General features: G+C 68.6%; 21 protein-coding genes and 1 tRNA gene. 19 read left to right on the forward strand and 3 right to left on the reverse strand.

Annotated features, from left to right (window positions below):
* Positions 1-1,035: 1,035 nt before the first annotated feature.
* Together ACFYW7_RS23405 and ACFYW7_RS23410 are read left to right on the forward strand one after the other, a co-directional pair.
* Entirely contained in the window at positions 1,036-1,902 is an 867-nt protein-coding gene (locus ACFYW7_RS23405) for a nuclease-related domain-containing protein (RefSeq protein ID WP_389505361.1), read from the forward strand.
* Between the two features lie 84 nt (positions 1,903-1,986).
* Entirely contained in the window at positions 1,987-2,547 is a 561-nt protein-coding gene (locus ACFYW7_RS23410; protein ID WP_389505363.1) for an HD domain-containing protein, read from the forward strand.
* Here ACFYW7_RS23410 and ACFYW7_RS23415 read toward each other — a convergent pair.
* The gene (locus ACFYW7_RS23415) at positions 2,535-3,005 is read right to left on the reverse strand and encodes an NUDIX hydrolase (protein ID WP_389505365.1); all 471 of its coding nucleotides are present in this window, start codon (positions 3,003-3,005) and stop codon (positions 2,535-2,537) included. The two genes, ACFYW7_RS23410 and ACFYW7_RS23415, sit on opposite strands and share 13 nt — an antisense overlap.
* 38 nt (positions 3,006-3,043) lie before the next feature.
* Entirely contained in the window at positions 3,044-3,775 is a 732-nt protein-coding gene (locus ACFYW7_RS23420) for an XRE family transcriptional regulator (protein ID WP_389505367.1), read from the reverse strand.
* A gap of 159 nt (positions 3,776-3,934) precedes the next feature.
* Here ACFYW7_RS23420 and ACFYW7_RS23425 point away from each other — a divergent pair, with 159 nt between their 5' ends.
* The 13 genes from ACFYW7_RS23425 (at position 3,935) to ACFYW7_RS23485 (ending at position 11,097) form a co-directional block, all read left to right on the forward strand.
* Complete coding sequence (locus ACFYW7_RS23425) at positions 3,935-4,291, forward strand: hypothetical protein (protein ID WP_389505369.1); 357 nt, start codon at positions 3,935-3,937, stop codon at positions 4,289-4,291.
* A 2-nt stretch (positions 4,292-4,293) separates the two neighbouring features.
* On the forward strand, positions 4,294-5,631 hold the full coding sequence (locus tag ACFYW7_RS23430; RefSeq protein ID WP_389505371.1) for an FtsK/SpoIIIE domain-containing protein: 1,338 nt from the start codon (positions 4,294-4,296) through the stop codon (positions 5,629-5,631).
* 82 nt (positions 5,632-5,713) lie between these two features.
* Positions 5,714-5,920 carry a hypothetical protein gene (locus ACFYW7_RS23435; RefSeq protein WP_389505373.1) on the forward strand — a complete coding sequence of 69 codons (207 nt, stop codon included), beginning with the start codon at positions 5,714-5,716 and terminating at the stop codon, positions 5,918-5,920.
* Positions 5,921-5,922: 2 nt separating this feature from the next.
* Entirely contained in the window at positions 5,923-6,117 is a 195-nt protein-coding gene (locus ACFYW7_RS23440; RefSeq protein ID WP_389505375.1) for a hypothetical protein, read from the forward strand.
* A 75-nt stretch (positions 6,118-6,192) separates the two neighbouring features.
* Positions 6,193-6,861 (forward strand): DUF2637 domain-containing protein, encoded by a 669-nt coding sequence (locus ACFYW7_RS23445; protein ID WP_389505377.1) that lies wholly within the window; start codon positions 6,193-6,195, stop codon positions 6,859-6,861.
* 19 nt (positions 6,862-6,880) lie between these two features.
* A complete protein-coding gene (locus ACFYW7_RS23450) occupies positions 6,881-7,072 on the forward strand; it encodes a mobile element transfer protein (RefSeq protein WP_326842333.1) in 192 nt (63 codons plus the stop codon).
* Between the two features lie 15 nt (positions 7,073-7,087).
* A complete protein-coding gene (locus ACFYW7_RS23455; protein WP_183127172.1) occupies positions 7,088-7,243 on the forward strand; it encodes a hypothetical protein in 156 nt (51 codons plus the stop codon).
* A 24-nt stretch (positions 7,244-7,267) separates the two neighbouring features.
* On the forward strand, positions 7,268-7,603 hold the full coding sequence (locus ACFYW7_RS23460) for a SpdD-like protein (RefSeq protein ID WP_389505379.1): 336 nt from the start codon (positions 7,268-7,270) through the stop codon (positions 7,601-7,603).
* A 90-nt stretch (positions 7,604-7,693) separates the two neighbouring features.
* Positions 7,694-7,915 (forward strand): hypothetical protein, encoded by a 222-nt coding sequence (locus ACFYW7_RS23465; protein WP_389505381.1) that lies wholly within the window; start codon positions 7,694-7,696, stop codon positions 7,913-7,915.
* Positions 7,912-8,160 carry a hypothetical protein gene (locus ACFYW7_RS23470; protein ID WP_389505382.1) on the forward strand — a complete coding sequence of 83 codons (249 nt, stop codon included), beginning with the start codon at positions 7,912-7,914 and terminating at the stop codon, positions 8,158-8,160. Before ACFYW7_RS23465 ends, ACFYW7_RS23470 begins: the two co-directional genes overlap by 4 nt.
* Positions 8,157-9,545 (forward strand): replication initiator protein RepSA, encoded by a 1,389-nt coding sequence (repSA, locus tag ACFYW7_RS23475; RefSeq protein ID WP_389505384.1) that lies wholly within the window; start codon positions 8,157-8,159, stop codon positions 9,543-9,545. Before ACFYW7_RS23470 ends, repSA begins: the two co-directional genes overlap by 4 nt.
* Before the next feature lie 11 nt (positions 9,546-9,556).
* Entirely contained in the window at positions 9,557-9,727 is a 171-nt protein-coding gene (locus ACFYW7_RS23480; RefSeq protein WP_179857265.1) for an AlpA family transcriptional regulator, read from the forward strand.
* Complete coding sequence (locus ACFYW7_RS23485; RefSeq protein ID WP_389505386.1) at positions 9,724-11,097, forward strand: tyrosine-type recombinase/integrase; 1,374 nt, start codon at positions 9,724-9,726, stop codon at positions 11,095-11,097. The genes ACFYW7_RS23480 and ACFYW7_RS23485 overlap by 4 nt, the downstream gene beginning before the upstream one ends.
* 231 nt (positions 11,098-11,328) lie before the next feature.
* On the opposite strand, the gene ACFYW7_RS23490 is transcribed toward ACFYW7_RS23485, so the two are convergent.
* A tRNA-Arg gene (locus ACFYW7_RS23490) sits at positions 11,329-11,400 on the reverse strand.
* 199 nt (positions 11,401-11,599) lie between these two features.
* Here ACFYW7_RS23490 and ACFYW7_RS23495 point away from each other — a divergent pair.
* The 4 genes from ACFYW7_RS23495 to ACFYW7_RS23510 all read left to right on the forward strand — a co-directional run bounded on the left by ACFYW7_RS23495 (position 11,600) and on the right by ACFYW7_RS23510 (position 16,818).
* Positions 11,600-12,043, forward strand: coding sequence for a response regulator (locus tag ACFYW7_RS23495; protein WP_389505388.1), 444 nt, complete (start codon positions 11,600-11,602; stop codon positions 12,041-12,043).
* Positions 12,044-12,715: 672 nt separating this feature from the next.
* The gene (gene nrtL, locus ACFYW7_RS23500; RefSeq protein ID WP_389505390.1) at positions 12,716-13,939 is read left to right on the forward strand and encodes an ArgS-related anticodon-binding protein NrtL; all 1,224 of its coding nucleotides are present in this window, start codon (positions 12,716-12,718) and stop codon (positions 13,937-13,939) included.
* A 22-nt stretch (positions 13,940-13,961) separates the two neighbouring features.
* Positions 13,962-15,353: a diaminopimelate decarboxylase gene (lysA, locus tag ACFYW7_RS23505; RefSeq protein ID WP_389505392.1), complete on the forward strand. Its 1,392-nt coding sequence runs from the start codon at positions 13,962-13,964 to the stop codon at positions 15,351-15,353.
* 166 nt (positions 15,354-15,519) lie between these two features.
* The gene (locus ACFYW7_RS23510) at positions 15,520-16,818 is read left to right on the forward strand and encodes a homoserine dehydrogenase (protein WP_389505590.1); all 1,299 of its coding nucleotides are present in this window, start codon (positions 15,520-15,522) and stop codon (positions 16,816-16,818) included.
* The last annotated feature ends 5 nt before the right edge of the window (positions 16,819-16,823 follow it).

A 16,823-nucleotide genomic window follows, 5' to 3' on the forward strand; every position in this document is an offset into this window, starting at 1 on the left:
GCGCTCTTGGTGAACTTGGGCACGCAACTCCGTTGGACAGCTGTGCAGCATGTTCGGACGGTTCTGTCTTAGGTTCAACGACGCGGCGAAATCGACCCATGTATCCGAAATCAGTTCGAATCACCCAGGATGCGGACACCCGTTGACAGCGGTCGGTGGAACGAGTTTGGCCTGGAGCTGCTTTGGCGCGAGTGATCATGGCCCCGTAAGCTTCCGGCGCGTCGGGCAGTCTGTGGACCTGCCCGGTAAAGCACGACGTTGGGGCCATGATCTTCGAGGCTCGCGCCAAAGTGGCTGGCTAAAGTCGTGGAGCCGACCGCCCCAGCCACAGAGGGGTTCTCCCCCTCCGTGGCCTCGCTCGCCGTTCGGCCGGTGGCCCGGTGCGGGATCGGCGGGCCGTACGGATGCCCGCGTATCTGGCAGCGCTGGCCCGCATGCCACCGACACCACGATCCGGCCTCTTTCGGTGACACACAGCGTCTTTGACCTGCACCGTTGGGGATCACAGTTCATCCCCGTGCCCGTGTTGGAATGTGGCCGCTGTGTGCGGCGACGGACGGGCGGCGACGTGCGGCCGGTGGCGGAGACATTGAGGCGGCGCGGCGGCGACCGGCCGGCGCCGCCGCGCTTGGTGCGGCCCTCGGTTGATCCGACCTACTGGTGTAGGCAACCGGGTGGAGAGGGGTGCGGCGTGACCCCGGAAGCGGGGTGTTGAGGTCCGGCCGCAGTTGTGCCTTTCCTCCCCTGAGGTCGGATCGTGGTGGCGGTGGCAGGCGGGCCGTAAGCGGCCGTTGATGCGCTCGGGCGGAGTGTGCGGCGGTCGGGTTGGCGATGATCGATGAGCGCCGTTGGCTCCTGGACGCGAGCGCAGCGAGCCTTGATGAAGTAGGGAAAGTTTGGCCGCATGCCGCCCTTGCAGGGTGCATCGTCGGCTGCTGCCATGGGTGCTGGGGACAAATGCGCACTTGGGGGGCGGGGGCGATGGCGGACCTCACGGTGAATCGGTGGAAGCGACACGGTAAGGACAGGCTCTATGTGAACCTGCCGGACGGCACGCCCGTCGCTTGGGCGGACCGGGATTCCAAGGTCATCACCGTCAAGGTCACCGAACATCGGCACGAGGCTGTTTCCCTGCTCCGTCAACACCTCGGTGATCCGGTGACCGTGCGCACCGACCGCCCAGACCCCTCGCCTACTCGTCGGCCTCGGCCGGCCAAGCCTCCTCAGCAGCCTTCACCCCCGGCGAAGTTCCGGGGTGATCGACGTCCGCTGTCTCTGCCCGAACTCACCGTTGCCGATGATTTGGCGAAGAACCCTCCCGGTGCAGCGATTCTCAGCGATATGGCCGTCCGTGGCCCCTCGGTTGTTGCGCGAGCCTGGTCCAAGCTGATGAAGCGCCCCTCGGGCTGGGAATCATGGCTCGATGGCCTCGAAGGGGAAAAGAGGGTGGGCCGTGAGCTGGAACGGCTCACGGTTCATGGTTGGCGGGTCCTGCACGGCATTCCCAAGGGCAATGGCGAGGACATCGATCACCTGCTGATCGGTCCCGGCGGGGTGTTCGTCTTCAACACGAAGAGGCACCCCGGTGCTTCGGTCTGGGTCGGCGACGACGTGGCCAAGGTCAACGGTTCCTCGCACCCCTACCCCGCAGCGAGCAGGGCGGAAGCCGCCTATGTGCGAGGGGTGTTGGAGCGCTACGCCGGCTTCGCCCCCGACGTGGTGCCCGTCCTCGCCTTTGTCGATGTCGCCTCCGTGGTCCGCGTACCCACTCAGCACACCGTGCGGGTCTATCAGGAACGCGAGGTGTCGGCTCTCGGCCCCATCTCAGGCAGGCTAACCCCCGAGCAGGTTGAGCAGGTCTACGCCGTCGCGCGACACAAGCGCGCGTGGCTCCGCTCCTGATGCATCAGGTTTGGCCTCACCATGATCCGGGGCGGCTGATGCTGGGCTGTCCCAGGGTCTGGCTGGTCGGCTACCGTGCGTTTCATGGCATCTGCATTGGACACGCCCCAGGGGGCGGCTGAACTGGCCGAGTCCCTGCTGCCCCCGCTCGGAAATCGCTGGCTGCACACGCAGGCTGTGGCGGCACGTGCGTCCGAGGTTTCCGCGGCTGTGTCCCCAGAGGATCGGGATCTGCTCGTCGCCGCTGCATGGCTGCACGACATCGGCTATGCCCCTGAGCTGCGGGATACCGGCTTTCACCCCCTCGACGGTGCACGCCACCTGGAGACGCTCAGCGCGCCGGCACGTCTCGTACGGCTGGTCGCTCATCATTCCGGAGCCGTGTTCGAGGCCGAACAGCGTGGGCTCACAACCGAGTTGTCCGTGTATGAGCGGGAGGAATCCCCGGTCTTGGACGCGCTGATCTATGCGGACATGACGACCGGACCCGCCGGACAGTCCTTCGACTTCGATCAGCGTATTGATGAGATCTTGGACCGGTACGAGGCGGGCAGCGAAGTGCACACCGCGATCAGTAAGGCGCGGCCCTACCTGGGGACGGCCGTCAAGCGGACACTCGCACGCCTTGATGATCAGCCGATGTAGGGCTCTGGGAGGTTGGCCAAGCCGTGATCGATCCGCATCCGCATGGACGGATGAATCTTCAGCTCGTCCAGCCTGCTCGGGTCGACGAACGAGACTTCCTTGCTCTCACTGCTCGTCCGTAGCTCACCTCCGACGATTCGAGCCGTGAAGCAGATCGAGAACTGCTGGCGCACCTCGCCGTCGTCGTACGCCATGACATGCGCCGGGTTGGTGTAGGTGCCGACCAAGCCTGTCACTTCGACGTCGAATCCGGTCTCTTCCTTCGTTTCCCTCACGGCGGCAGCCGGGGCCGACTCGCCGACGTCGACGCCACCTCCGGGCAGTGCCCACAGGTTGTTGTCCGTTTTGTGGATCAAGAGGATTTGACCGGCCTCGTTCAGTGCCACGGCGGTGACCGATGGAACAATGCTGTTCGCCTTCGGGGCATTCGGGTCGTTGAAGTAGTCGATTCGGGGCATGCCTCCAGCGTCGCATGCCTGGTCGATCGACCTGCTGTCTACGCGGTCTGGCCGCGCTCCCATGCGTAGTCGAAGCTGCGCATGTAGTGCCGGAACGTCCGGGCGCCTGGGATGTACCGGAAGTGCAGGACCGGGTTCTGTCCGGCCGGCGCTCCGAGCACATGCGGGTTCACCAGGACGTCATCGTCGAACCGGTAGATCGAGTTGTACAGGATCGTGTCGTGCAACTTGATCTCGACGCCGGGCGTCGTCATCGCGGGTTCGAGATAGCGCCGTGTGATCCGGGCTCGTGCTGCCAGGTCGTCACCGATGCCTTCCTCTACGCCTCGCTGGTGGACCATCTCTGACTCCGGATTGCCGATCAAGATGCGAACCTGAGCTCCAGCATTTGCCTTCTCCACCAACTGGTCCGGAAGGTCCGGGTTGCTGTCGAAGAGGAACAAACCCGCGTACACGAGGACGTCGACTTGATTCTTCGCTTTCTGAATCAGCGATGACCACAGCGATGCCGGGACTGCGCCCCGGTGTGGGTAGTAAGTGATCAGCTCGGATGTGCTCGCCGTCTCGGCCTGCTTCTCGACGGTGGGCCAGAGGTAGACCTCATCGACGCCAAGGAAGCCTGCCGCCTTCCATCGGTGACCCCTGTGCGGAGTGCGGTCGGTCGTGATCCAACGCTCCACGGTTTTCGGGTCGATACCGACGTGCTGAGCCACGGACTGTATCGTCTCGCCCTTTGCTGAAATCGTCGCGCGCAGCCGTTCGTTGGCCATGACGTGCCCTTCGCCGGGACGTTCTAGGGACGTTTTGACGGTAGCTCAGACGTCCCCAAACGTCCATACGGACCGTGATGTGTCCGCCACTCCTCGCGGTCTCCTGATCTCACCGCCAGATGGCGGGTTCAACTCCCCGCAAGGTCAGGAGAACCAGCGATGCGTCAGATCCCGGTCGACACGAACGGAGCGACGTTGATGGTCGCTCAGCCCCCGCAGGTCAAGATGCGTGACAAGAAGAACGGTGTGATCGCGACGGACGGCGACAACGGGCCGAAGCTGATGACCGTGGACGTGCTGTTCGTGATGAACGGCAACGCCGAGGTCGTGACCATCACGGTGGCTGAGCCCGACATCTCCGGCGAGCTGGTCATGGGTACGCCGGTCGCCCTGACCGGGCTGGTGGCCCGGCCGTGGGAGAACGAGTTCAACGGTCAGAAGCGGCACGGGATCAGCTTCCGTGCGGTCGCCGTCACCTCGCTGGTGACCGAGGCAGCCAAGCCCAAGGCGGCCTGATCATGGGCCGGTTAGTGATCGCGCTTGCGATCGTGATCGGGGTGGCGCTGCTGCTGAGGTGGCGCCGTCCGGCCTGGTACTGGCTGACCTTCGGCGTCGCTCTGGCTGCGCTCCGGATCCGCTTCCGCTACGCGGCCGTCATGGACGCCTGCCACCTGACAGTGCCGGCCTCGCGTCTTCGGCTGGCGCTCGCCCGGTGGTTCAACAAGCCCGTCCCTCAGCAGCGGGTGCCCCGACTGCTGTGGCTGCGGCCGACACGGACCGGCATCCGGCTGCGGATCAAGATGCGTCCCGGTCAGGACGCCTTCGAGTTCTCCGCCGCCGCTGACCGGCTGCGCCACTCCTTCGGCGTCCATCAGGTCACCTCTCGTGAGATGAAGCCGGGCGTCGTTGAGATCACGCTGACCGGCTACGACGTGCTCAAGCACGTACAGATGCCCGCCAAGACCGACCGCGGCCTGTTGAAGATCCCGGTTGCTCTCGTGGAGGACGGCTCGATCCACTACCGGGACTACCGGGAGGTGCCGCACTCGGTGACGGTCGGTGCCACGCAGTCCGGTAAGTCCGTCCTTCAGCGGACCGTGATCAAGGAGCTCGCCGCACAGCCGGTCGCGCTGGTCGGCATCGACTGCAAGAAGATCGAACTCGGACCGTTCGCACGCCGCTTCTCCGCGCTGGCCGACAATCCCGATGACGCTGCCGACCTGCTCGAAGCCCTCGTGGCCCGGATGGAGTCCATCTACGACGTGGTCCGCCGCGAACAGCGGATCAGCGCCGACACCCCGGATGCCGAGATCGCCGCGAACATCTGGGACCTGCCCGAAGCCCTACGCCCGGTCCCGGTGGTGGTCACCATCGACGAGATCGCCGAACTTGCTCTCAGCGCCAAGCGGAACGATCCGCGACGGGACCGGATCGTCACCGCCCTTATCCGCCTCGCCCAGCTCGGCCGCGCGGCGGGCATGTTCCTCGACATCTACGGGCAGCGCTTCGGCTCCGAACTCGGTGACGGCATCACCATGCTCCGCGCTCAGCTGACTGGCCGGACCGTGCACCGCGTCAACGACGAATCGACGGCCAAGATGGCGTTCGGCGACGTCTCCCCGCACGCGGTGTTCGCCGCGACCCAGATTCCCAACGCCCGCCGCGGGATGGCCGTGGTCGGCTACTCCACCGGCGACTGGACCCGTATCCGCACGCCGCACACCTCGATGCGGCAGGCCGTCGCCGCCTGCAATCGGCACGCCCACCTGGTGCCCGATCTCCCGGAGCTGGCTCGCTTCCGGCCCGGGCTGGATCTCGCGCCCGCTGAGCCTCCGGCGGTAGCTCAAGTCGCTTGATCCTTCCCCGTTCCACCGGCCGGCGTGACCGCCTCGCGCCACGTCCCTACCCGAGCCATGCCTGAAACAGGAGGACCACTCGATGTGTGAGCACTGCGAGGACTTCCACCGCACGGTGCTGATGCTCGGCTCCCTGGCCGTCTACGCCGAACTCCACGACGCCGACCAGACGTTCGTCGACACCGTCGGTCCGTGCCTGGCCGCGTCCCTGCCGGAGCCGCCGCCGGGGATGTTCCCGCCCGGCTACGACCCCAACGAGGGCCCTGAGTACCCCGACCAGGGCCGGTGACCATGGCCACCGCCAAGAAGCCCGCCGGCCGCCGCAGGACCGCCGCACCCAAGCCCGCGAAGTGCCCGGACTGCGACGGCACAGGCGAGAGCGCCGAAGCCGTCCGGGTCGGCAACCGCAAAGGCCGCGCCACCGCTGATCAGCAGGCCGGACTCTGCCTCACCTGCTGGGGCAGCGGCGAAGCCTCCACCGACTGAACCGCGCCGGGGCCCGGGCGGCCGGACACGATCCCCGCCCGGTCCCGGCTCCGCACCACAGAAGGAGGTGAAGACATGTCCCGCTCGATCCGCCCGGACGCCGTCCTCGTTCAAGCCGTGATCGCTGGTGCGCTGTCCTTCGCCCACCTGCACGACCTGGCCGACGCTGCTGGTCAGGACGGCTGGAAAGCCTGGGCCTATCCGGTCTCGGTCGACCTGCTCCTGGTCGCTGCCTGGCGACGCCTCCGCTCCGACGGACCGTCCCGACTGGCCTGGTGCTGGTTCCTGATCGCCCTGGTCGCCTCGCTCGGCGCCAACGTGGCCACGGCCGGATTCCTCGACCTTGCGCACCCGCCGGCCTGGCTGCGGTTCGGCATCGCCGGATGGCCCGCGCTCGCCTTCCTCGGCGGGACGCTCCTCGCCCACTCCTACGCGCCCCCTGACCCGGCGCCCACAGGCCCGGCAACCGAAGTCCCGCCGACCGCACCGAACACGGACTTGGACATCGAGCGAGGGCCGGTCCTCGAGGCAGAGCCCGCCTCGCTGCCCGCTGTCGAGGACCCGCCCGCCCTGCCCGCCGCTGATCCTCTTCCGCCCGTCCCGGCCGCACTGGTCGACCACGCCCGCAAGGTCGCCGAAGACCACCGCTCCCGCACCGGCACCCCGATCGACACCGACACCCTGCGCGCCCGCCTCGGCGTCCCGCTCCATCTCGCCAACGCGATCGCAGCTCACCTCACCTGACCCGAAAGGAGCACCACCCATGGGCATCTACCAGATCTGGCGCGAACTGCACCGCGTCGGAAAGGTCACCGTCGGCACCGCCCACGGACGACGCGGCCAGATCAAATACGTCGCCGCCTGCGCCGCCGACGACTGCGGCTGGGCCGTCGAATACGACGACATCAGCCCCGCCATGATCGCCGCCCAGGGCCACCGCTGCCCCGTCCGCTGAAAGGGGATCGGCGCCATGTCCGTGCCGCTGTGGTTCTTCATCGCCTGCGTCGGCCTGGTCGGCATCAAGCTCGTCCGCCCACCGCTCTGGCTCGTGATCGTCCTGCTGATCGGCGGCTACCTCCTCGCCGACAGCTTCCTCGCCCCCGCCATCGACGCCACCACCAAATGAGCTGATCCAGAAGGGAGTTCCACCGTGTTCCAGCCCCGCATCCCGGTCAATCCGACCCCTGGCCAGCAGGTCGTCCCCGTGGTCACTCCGACCGCCGTCGACCAGTCCCACCACGCCACGGCCGCCGCCTGCGGCTGCCAACACCACGCGCCGGCCGCCATGGCTTCCGCACCGTCCCGGCCCGCCGTTCAGCTCACCCCGGGCGCCGTCGTGGCCGTCGCCGGCGCGGGCGTCGCCGTGGTCGTCGTCGTGGGCGTGGTCCTGGTCTCCATGCTGCTCGCGGTCGCCATCACCGCCGCTTCCTTGGCCGTGTGCGCGCTCGTCGTCCGCTCGATCCTCGCCAGCGACACTCGACGCTGACCGGCCCCCGGAGCGGCCTCTACCGCCAAGTTTCGTCCGCTCCGGGAGCCGTGCCCCCGTCCGATCTCTCAACCGGAAGGAACGCCCATCATGGCGCACTACACCGAGCTCTTCCCCGACGACGGCCGCATGTGCCCCAACTGCTGGGGCTTCGGCCGTGCCGCCGTCACCGTCGGCACCCGACACGACGACGGTTCCCACACGATCGTCTTCGCCAACTGCATCGGCTGCAACGGCCTCGGCTGGCTGCCGCTCCAGCTCATCGCCGACGCCTGCAACGCGGCGATCGCCCGTCGGGGGGTGGCCGCGTGAAGACACTCACCACCACAGCCCATCTCGAGCCTGATACCCAGTCCGTGATCCGCGTCTTCGACGGCGCTGACCATGCCTGCCCGGATCCCTTCATCAGCCTCCGCATCGGCAACGGCGATGTGGACGTGGTCCTCATTGCCGACCTTGCCGCCGCACCGGTTCTGCGCACCCTGGCGCAGGCCGCTGAGTCGGCCGCCTCTGTGCTCGATGAGCTGGCCAGGCGGGCACTGAAGGGTGCCATATGACCAACCCCTTGTCCTTCACAGAGGACCCGGCCACCCTCACCGACATACTCCGGGTGGCCGGCTCCCCCGGCTTCGACCGCTGGCAGGACCAGATCCGCCGCACCGGCGGCTGCGCCAATCCCATTCACCTCACGGGATGGACCCTCACCAAGGACAGAACGACTGGTGAGACGCTGCACCACTACAGCACCGAGCACGAGCCGGGCGCACGGTTACGGATCGCCTGCGGAAACCGCCGCGCCTCCCGCTGCCCGGCCTGCGCCTGGACGTACGCGGGCGACACGTACCACCTGATCCGCGCGGGCCTCGCCGGAGACGACCGCCACGGCATCCCAAGCGCCGTCCGCGAACGTCCCCGCGTCTTCGCTACCTTCACCGCACCGTCCTTTGGGCCCGTCCACAACCGGCCCACCCGCGGGTGCTGCCGCTGCGGTAGTCGACACGCCGAGGACGATCCCGCGCTCGGCACGGCGCTAGACCCGGCAACGTACGACTACGCGGGCGCTGTGCTCTTCAACAACCACGCTGGCGACCTGTGGCACCGCTTCGTCAAGCGGCTGCGCCGTGAGATCGCCGCCCGCGCGGGCCTGACTCAACGCGAACTGGCCGATACTTGCCGCCTTTCCTACGGCAAGGTTGCTGAGTTCCAGAAGCGTGGCGCTGTTCACTTCCACGCCGTGATCCGCCTCGACGGAGCCGATGGGCCGGACGATCCGCCGCCGTCCTGGGCCACGACTGCGCTTCTCACGGAGTCCATTCGGGCTGCCTCTGTTCACCGCTACTCGACCGCCCGCGTGGCCGCCGCGGGGCAGCAGCTGGCCCGCTCGTTCCAGTGGGGCACTCAACTCGACATCCGACCCGTCAGGGCGTTCGGCGACGGCTCCGACATCACCGAGCAGGCGGTGGCCTCCTACGTCGCCAAGTACGCCACCAAGGCAGCCGAGAACACCGGCACCCTGGACCGGCCCATCGGCAACCGCGAAGCCGCAGTGATCCTCGGCGTTCCTGACCACGCCCGCCGGCTCATCGAGGCCTGCTTCGACCTGGATCCCTTCTACCCGGGCCGACGGTTGCGAGCGTGGGCGCACATGCTCGGCTTCCGCGGTCACTTCTCCACCAAGTCCCGCCGCTACTCGACCACGCTCGGCGCCCTGCGCCAGATCCGCGCCGACTACCGCGCTGCCCAGGAGCGCCAAGACCGAGGCTTCGACGAAGCGGAGCCGGACACCGTCCTCGTGCTGGCGAGCTGGCAGTACGCCGGCCACGGCCACACGCCCGGGGAATCCGTCCTCGCCGCAGGCATCGCCCGGGACCTCCAGATCAACCGCGAAACCGCACGCGAAGCCCTGTCCGACCAACTCGCCCTGGAAGGAGCGCACCTGTGAGGGATGAACTGATGACCGTTCCGGAGATCCTCGACGAGCTGGGGAAGGTCTCCCGGCGAACCTTCTACCGCTGGCGGGAGCTGGGCCAGGCGCCGAAAGCCCTCAAGCTGCCGAATGGTGAGCTCCGGGTGTGGCGAAGCGACTTCACTGCGTGGCTGCACGAGCGGGAGGAAGCCGCGTGAAATCCCTGAACGTGAAGATCTGGGGGGTCCGCAAGCGCGCTTCAAAGCGGCCCTCCTACGACGTGCGCTGGTCGGTTGCCGACAAGGTCTTCTCCGAGACGTTCCGGACCAAGGCTTTGGCGGATCACTACCGAACCAAGCTCATGCGCGCCGCACGGGACGGAGAGGAATTCGATGATGTCGCCGGCCTTCCGGAATCGATGACCGAGAAACAGGCCGAACTGACCTGGTACGCCTTCGCGCTGAAGTACCTGGCCATGAAGTGGCCTCACGCCGCACCCAATACGCGTGACGGGATGAATGAATCTCTGACCTCTGTGACGATCGCCCTGCTCGATGACCGTCCCGGGCGGCCGAGTGTTCCGTTGCTCCGGCGGGCTCTACGGAACTGGGCGTTCGTGCTGCCTGGGCCAGCTGAGCGGGAGCCGCCCACAGAGTTTGGGAACACCCTGCACTGGATCGCCAGGGCGTCGCGACCATTGAATGATCTAGCCGATCCTGTGACTGCCCGCGAGGTGCTCGACTCGTTCAAGATTCGCATTGACGGGAAGGCCGCTGCGGCCGAGACCGTACGTCGCAAGCGCTACACCTTCGTCAACGCCCTGCACTACGCCGTTGACCTCGGCGAATTCAAGGAGAATCCGCTGACCGCCGTGCGCTGGCAGAAGCCCAAGGTGTCCAGCGAGGTAGACCCGCGCGTTGTGGTGAATCCGCAACAGGCGCTCTCACTGCTCCACGCCGTGTCTTACGTGGGTGGCTACCGCAGGGCCCGCGGCCGTCGACTCGTCGGGCTCTTCGCCTGTATGTACTTCGCCGGCCTGCGGCCTGCTGAGGCTGTCGGTCTCGCTCTGGCTGACCTGACGCTGCCTGAACAGGGCTGGGGAGCCGTGCTCCTGCATCGCACGCGTCCGAGCGTCGGCAAGCAGTGGACGGATTCAGGGGAGAGCCACGACGACCGCGGGCTGAAGAACCGACCGGCCGAGGATGTGCGGCCCGTGCCGATCCCACCCCAACTCGTGGCGATGCTCCGTGAGCACGTTGACACCTTCGGGGCGGCTTCCGACGGGCGCCTGTTCTTCAGCGAGGGCGGGGGAGTGGTGGCCTCCTCGACGTACTCTCGGGCCTGGCAGGAAGCCCGCACGCTGGCGCTCCCGCCAGCCGCGGTGGCTTCGCCGCTCGCCCGTCGCCCCTACGACCTTCGCCACTCCGCCCTGTCCACGTGGCTCAACGCTGGGGTCGACCCGACCGAGGTAGCCGAGCGGGCGGGCAACAGCGTTGAGGTCCTCCTCGGCCGGTACGCGAAGTGCCTCGACGGGCGCCAGGAGGTGGCCAACCGTCGCATCGAGGACCTGCTGAACGAGTACGTCTGACCGGCGCGAGCGTCGCGCGCCTACGCTGGGCCCCTGGACAGTTCCGGGGGCTTTCGCTGTTTTCTGGGACTGACCAGGGGAAACGCTCCAAGATCCTGTCCACGAATAGTCCACAGACGCCGACATAGGGCCGCTCAGGGCGGCATTCGGCTGCACAGGGCTGTAGATACGCGAAGACCCCGGCCTCAGCGTTTCCGCTGGTGACGGGGTCTTTGGGCACCTCATAAGGGGTGCCCCCGGCAGGATTCGAACCTGCGCACACGGCTCCGGAGGCCGTTGCTCTATCCCCTGAGCTACGGGGGCGTGTCGGGCGCTTTGTGCGGCGACGGGTAGAACCCTACCAGCTCTTTCAGGGGTGATCGCCACGTGTTTTGGTCAGGACCGGCTGGTGTCGCGGGGAGTGGGGGAGCGGTCGTGCGCCCGTGGAGAGGGGGCGGCCTCGGGCGGGGTGGAAGTGGGGAAAACGCGGACGCGGCGGTGGGCGCGGACCTACTCTCGAGTTGTGCCAGGCACGTCCGGCCGGGTGCTTGTTGTCGACGACAACAAGGTCATCCGGCAGCTGATCAGGGTCAACCTTGAGCTGGAGGGTCTCGAGGTCGTGACCGCGGCTGACGGTGCCGAGTGTCTGGACGTCGTCCACCAGGTTCGGCCCGATGTCGTCACCCTCGATGTCGTGATGCCTCGGCTCGACGGTCTGCGAACCGCCGCTCGGCTGCGTGCCGACCCCCGGACGCGGACCCTCCCCATCGCCATCGTCAGCGCCTGCACCCAGTACGAGGTCGAGAGCGGGCTCGGCGTCGGTGTCGACGCCTTTCTCGCCAAGCCCTTCGAGCCTTCCGAACTTGTGGGACTGGTAAGGCAGTTGATCGGGCGACGTGAATCCGGCGGTGGTGTCGTGGGCGGCAGTGTCGAGGAGGCCGAGCGGGCGGGGCGCTCCGGTCATTGAGGCGCGTCCGGCGTGTCGGTCGGTGACGTGTTCCGCCCTGTCGACCCGGTGGATCGGCCCAGCCGGGTGGTCCGGTAAGGGTCGGGAACGGTGGGCTGGCTGATCCGTGTGGAGCAAATACGGGCGTTCCTTCGCATCGGCACCCTCGAACACCGAGCTGCGTCTGTCCGTCGGTCTGTGACAGGGGTCGCCGTGCCCGGTCCGCGTTCCGTGGGAGTGTCCAGCTCAGGTGCTCAGGTGCTCAGGTGCTCAGGTGCTCAGGTGCTCAGGACTGAGGTGCCGGGACTCTGAGTCCCGATGCTCGAGGCCGGCCCCGGCCGCAGACCTCGGAGTGGTCCGAGGTCGGGCCAGGAGTCAGCCAGGCCCCGGCTCGTACCGCACCGCACCGCGCAGCACACGGACAGGGCGGCGGCAGAGCAGGGGCAGAGGGCAGTACCGCACGCTGACCCCGATACCCGATACCCGATACCCGATACCCGATACCGACCCGATACCCGACTACGCGTCACCGGAGCCCGCTCCCGCTCCCGCTGTCCGCGCTTCCGCGGGCACTCGAGTCCGGCCTCCAGCGTGCCCGCTCCCTACTCCCGTCTCCACCCTCACCGTCCACATCCCGGACCATCGCCCAAATCGGTTCGCATACCCACCCCCCTCCTCCCCTAGGCTTGGGCCGTGACTCCCGTCGAGCTCTCTCGTACCGTGCTGCGCGCGGTGCGTCGTGCTGTCGACGTGGGGGAACTGAGCGTCGCCGTGCCCGCGAGCGTGGCGGTCACCCCGCCGGGGCCCGGTGGCTGTGGGGACTACGCGACGAACGTCGCGCTGCGGCTGGCCGGTCCCGCCGCACTGCCCGCCCTGGAGGTCGCCGACATCCTGCTGCCGTACCTCGCGGGTGCGCCCGGAGTCGCCGGCGTGACGGTCACCGGGCCGGGTTTCCTCAACATCGCCCTCGAGGGTGAGGCGTCCACCGGGCTGGTGGAGGAGATCCTGGAGCTGGGGGAGCGGTACGGGTACGGCGACAGCCTCGCGGGGCAGGTCGTCGAGCTGCGCGTGCCCTACGACACCCGGGCCGAGGTCGTCGCCGACACGCTCGTACGGATCGTCGCCACCCAGGGCGGGCGGGCCGAGGTCCAGCACGCCGAGCCCGTGAACCTGCGGCCCGTGCCCGCGCCGGAGGACCCCGCCCCCCTGGGCGCGGACGCCGCCCGCTGGGCCCTGCTGCATCCGGCGCCCCACGACCGGCCCCGGATCAGCGCCGACCATCTGCTCCAGCGCGAGAGCAACCCCCTCTTCCGCGTCCGCTATGCCCACGCCCGTACTCGGGCCCTGCGTCGCAACGCCGCCGCGCTCGGCTTCACCCGAGCCCCCCACGACGTCGGCGTCGGCGAGGGCGGCGCGCTCCTCGACGCCCGTCCCGCGGGCGCGTCCACCGGAACCCTCGGTGCCTCCGACACGCACGGCAGCGCGCACAGCAGCACGCGCGACACCCGCGGCAGCGCGCACGGCAGTACCCGCGCCACCCACGACACACGCGCCACGCACCACACACGCGACGCACAGGGCATGCACGCCACGCGCGAGCCCCACGGCACGCAAGCCCCAGCCCCCCTGACCTCCCCGGCGCCGCCTACACCCCACCAGGCCGATCTCCTCGTCGCCCTGGCCGAGTATCCGCATGTTCTCCGTGTGGCCGCGCGGCATCGGGGGCCCGATCGGCTGGCGCGGCAGTTGGTCGTCGTCGCCGACGCGGTGCTCGGTTTTCAGCACGTGGTGCTGCCGTTCGGCGACGAGAAACCCTCGGCCGCCCACCGTGCCCGGCTCGCGCTCGCCGAAGCCGCCGGGACGGTGCTGGCCGGCGGCCTGTCCCTGCTCGGCATCAGCGCACCCGAATACCTCTGACACAGCAGAAAGTCCTACCGACATGAGCCGTTCCGCACACCCCGCCGGGCCCCGTCACGCCGACGTCCTCACCGAGGGCCACTACAGCGCCCCGCCCGCCGACCTCAACGCCCTCGACCCGAAGGTGTGGGCGCACACCGTCAGCCGTACGGACGACGGGGTCGTGACCGTCGGAGGGCTCGAAGTCACCGCGCTCGCCGAGGAGTTCGGTACGCCGGCGTACTTCGTCGACGAGACCGACTTCCGCGAGCGGGCGCGTGCCTGGCGCACCGCGTTCGGGCACGACGCCGACGTCTTCTACGCGGGCAAGGCCTTCCTCTCGCGCGCCGTGGTGCGGTGGCTGCACGAGGAGGGGCTCAACCTGGACGTGTGTTCCGGGGGAGAGCTGGCGACCGCGCTCTCCGCCGGGATGCCCGCGGACCGCGTCGCCTTCCACGGCAACAACAAGTCCGAGAACGAGATCCGTACGGCCATCGAGAAGGGCGTCGGGCGGATCGTGCTCGACTCCTTCCAGGAGATCGTGCGGGTGGCCCACATCGCGCAGTCCCTGGGCAAGCGGCAGCGGGTGCAGATCCGGGTGACGGTGGGTGTCGAGGCGCACACGCACGAGTTCATCGCCACGGCGCACGAGGACCAGAAGTTCGGCATCGCGCTCGCCGACGGGCAGGCCGCGGAGGCCGTACGCCGGGCACTGGCGCTCGACGCGCTCGAGCTCGTGGGGATCCACTCGCACATCGGGTCGCAGATCTTCGACATGGCCGGGTTCGAGGTCGCCGCCCGACGGGTCGTCGCGCTGCTGGCCGCCGTGCGGGACGAGCACGGGGTCGAGCTGCCCGAGATCGACCTCGGCGGCGGTCTCGGTATCGCGTACACCAGTGACGACGACCCCCGCGAGCCGCACGAGATCGCCAAGGCGCTGTCCGAGATCGTGACGCGTGAGTGCGAGGCGGCGAAGCTGCGCACGCCGCGCATCTCCGTCGAGCCCGGGCGGGCCATCGTCGGCCCGACCGCGTTCACGCTGTACGAGGTGGGCACCATCAAGCCCCTCGACGGGCTGCGGACGTACGTCTCGGTGGACGGCGGCATGTCCGACAACATCCGGACCGCGCTGTACGACGCCGAGTACAGCGTCTCGCTCGTCTCGCGCGCCTCCGACGCCGAGCCGATGCTCGTACGTGTCGTCGGCAAGCACTGCGAGAGCGGTGACATCGTCGTGAAGGACGCCTTCCTGCCCGCCGACCTGGCCCCCGGCGACCTCATCGCGGTCCCGGCGACCGGCGCTTACTGCCGGTCCATGGCCAGCAACTACAACCACGCGCTGCGCCCCCCGGTCGTCGCCGTGAAGGACGGCGCGGCGCGGGTGATCGTCCGCCGCGAGACGGAGGAGGATCTCCTGCGTCTCGACGTCGGGTGAGCGGAGGCGGAGAGGGACGCACCCGGGTGTCGGGTGGAAGATCTCCTGTCGTGGCCTAGCAGAAAAATGAAATAGACGTCTCACGATCCGGACGAAGGGTAGAAACTCCCGTCCGGTGAGTGAGACTGGTCCAACCGAAGACGGTATGAGGAAACGAGGTCGGATGATGCGTACGCGTCCGCTGAAGGTGGCGCTGCTGGGCTGCGGGGTTGTCGGCTCAGAGGTGGCGCGCATCATGACGACGCACGCCGACGACCTCGCGGCCAGGATCGGCGCCCCGGTCGAACTCGCGGGCGTGGCCGTCCGCCGGCCGTCCCGGGTGCGCGAGGGCATCGACCCCGATCTCGTCACCACGGACGCCACCGCGCTCGTCAAACGCGGGGACATCGACGTCGTCGTCGAGGTCATCGGCGGCATCGAGCCCGCCCGTACGCTGATCACCACCGCGTTCGAGCACGGCGCCTCCGTCGTCTCCGCGAACAAGGCGCTGCTCGCCCAGGACGGTGCCGCCCTGCACGCGGCGGCCGAGGAGCACGGCAGGGACCTCTACTACGAGGCCGCCGTCGCCGGGGCCATCCCGCTGATCCGGCCGCTGCGCGAGTCCCTCGCCGGCGACAAGATCAACCGGGTGATGGGGATCGTCAACGGGACCACCAACTTCATCCTCGACAAGATGGACAGCACGGGGGCGGGCTACCAGGAGGCCCTGGACGAGGCCACCGCCCTCGGGTACGCGGAAGCCGACCCGACCGCCGACGTGGAGGGCTTCGACGCCGCCGCCAAGGCCGCCATCCTCGCCGGGATCGCCTTCCACACGCGGGTGCGCCTCGACGACGTCTACCGCGAGGGCATGGCCGAGGTCACCGCCGCCGACTTCGCCTCGGCGAAGGCGATGGGCTGCACCATCAAGCTGCTCGCCATCTGCCAGCGGGCCGCCGACGGGGGGTCGGTGACCGCGCGCGTGCATCCCGCGATGATCCCGCTGACCCACCCGCTCGCCTCCGTGCGCGGCGCCTACAACGCCGTGTTCGTCGAGTCGGACGCGGCCGGTCAGCTGATGTTCTACGGGCCGGGCGCGGGCGGCCCTCCGACCGCCTCCGCCGTGCTCGGCGACCTGGTGGCCGTCTGCCGCAACAAGCTGGGCGGTTCCACCGGGCCCGGCGACTCCGCGTACACCCAGCTGCCCGTCTCGCCCATGGGCGAGGTCGTCACGCGGTACCACATCAGCCTCGACGTGGCCGACAAGCCGGGTGTCCTCGCCCAGGTCGCCACCGTCTTCGCCGAGCACGGAGTGTCCATCGACACCGTGCGCCAGCAGAGCCGACAGGACGGAGACGGCGAGGCCTCTCTCGTCGTCGTCACCCATCGCGCGTCCGACGCGTCCCTCGACGGGACCGTGCAGGCGCTGCGCAGCCTCGACACCGTGCGGGGCGTCGCCAGCATCATGCGGGTTGAAGGAGAGTAACCAGC

This window comes from Streptomyces sp. NPDC002580, assembly GCF_042889485.1.
Lineage (GTDB): Bacteria > Actinomycetota > Actinomycetes > Streptomycetales > Streptomycetaceae > Streptomyces.

What these genes read in the sequence shown, in the direction of transcription:
- ACFYW7_RS23410 (WP_389505363.1), top strand. Translation starts at nt 1,987, where the DNA reads ATGGCATCTGCATTGGACACGCCCCAGGGGGCGGCTGAACTGGCCGAG.
- ACFYW7_RS23415 (WP_389505365.1), bottom strand. Translation starts at nt 3,005, where the DNA reads ATGCCCCGAATCGACTACTTCAACGACCCGAATGCCCCGAAGGCGAAC.
- ACFYW7_RS23420 (WP_389505367.1), bottom strand. Translation starts at nt 3,775, where the DNA reads ATGGCCAACGAACGGCTGCGCGCGACGATTTCAGCAAAGGGCGAGACG.
- ACFYW7_RS23425 (WP_389505369.1), top strand. Translation starts at nt 3,935, where the DNA reads ATGCGTCAGATCCCGGTCGACACGAACGGAGCGACGTTGATGGTCGCT.
- ACFYW7_RS23430 (WP_389505371.1), top strand. Translation starts at nt 4,294, where the DNA reads ATGGGCCGGTTAGTGATCGCGCTTGCGATCGTGATCGGGGTGGCGCTG.
- ACFYW7_RS23435 (WP_389505373.1), top strand. Translation starts at nt 5,714, where the DNA reads ATGTGTGAGCACTGCGAGGACTTCCACCGCACGGTGCTGATGCTCGGC.
- ACFYW7_RS23440 (WP_389505375.1), top strand. Translation starts at nt 5,923, where the DNA reads ATGGCCACCGCCAAGAAGCCCGCCGGCCGCCGCAGGACCGCCGCACCC.
- ACFYW7_RS23445 (WP_389505377.1), top strand. Translation starts at nt 6,193, where the DNA reads ATGTCCCGCTCGATCCGCCCGGACGCCGTCCTCGTTCAAGCCGTGATC.
- ACFYW7_RS23450 (WP_326842333.1), top strand. Translation starts at nt 6,881, where the DNA reads ATGGGCATCTACCAGATCTGGCGCGAACTGCACCGCGTCGGAAAGGTC.
- ACFYW7_RS23455 (WP_183127172.1), top strand. Translation starts at nt 7,088, where the DNA reads ATGTCCGTGCCGCTGTGGTTCTTCATCGCCTGCGTCGGCCTGGTCGGC.
- ACFYW7_RS23465 (WP_389505381.1), top strand. Translation starts at nt 7,694, where the DNA reads ATGGCGCACTACACCGAGCTCTTCCCCGACGACGGCCGCATGTGCCCC.
- repSA (WP_389505384.1), top strand. Translation starts at nt 8,157, where the DNA reads ATGACCAACCCCTTGTCCTTCACAGAGGACCCGGCCACCCTCACCGAC.
- ACFYW7_RS23480 (WP_179857265.1), top strand. Translation starts at nt 9,557, where the DNA reads ATGACCGTTCCGGAGATCCTCGACGAGCTGGGGAAGGTCTCCCGGCGA.
- lysA (WP_389505392.1), top strand. Translation starts at nt 13,962, where the DNA reads ATGAGCCGTTCCGCACACCCCGCCGGGCCCCGTCACGCCGACGTCCTC.
- ACFYW7_RS23510 (WP_389505590.1), top strand. Translation starts at nt 15,520, where the DNA reads ATGCGTACGCGTCCGCTGAAGGTGGCGCTGCTGGGCTGCGGGGTTGTC.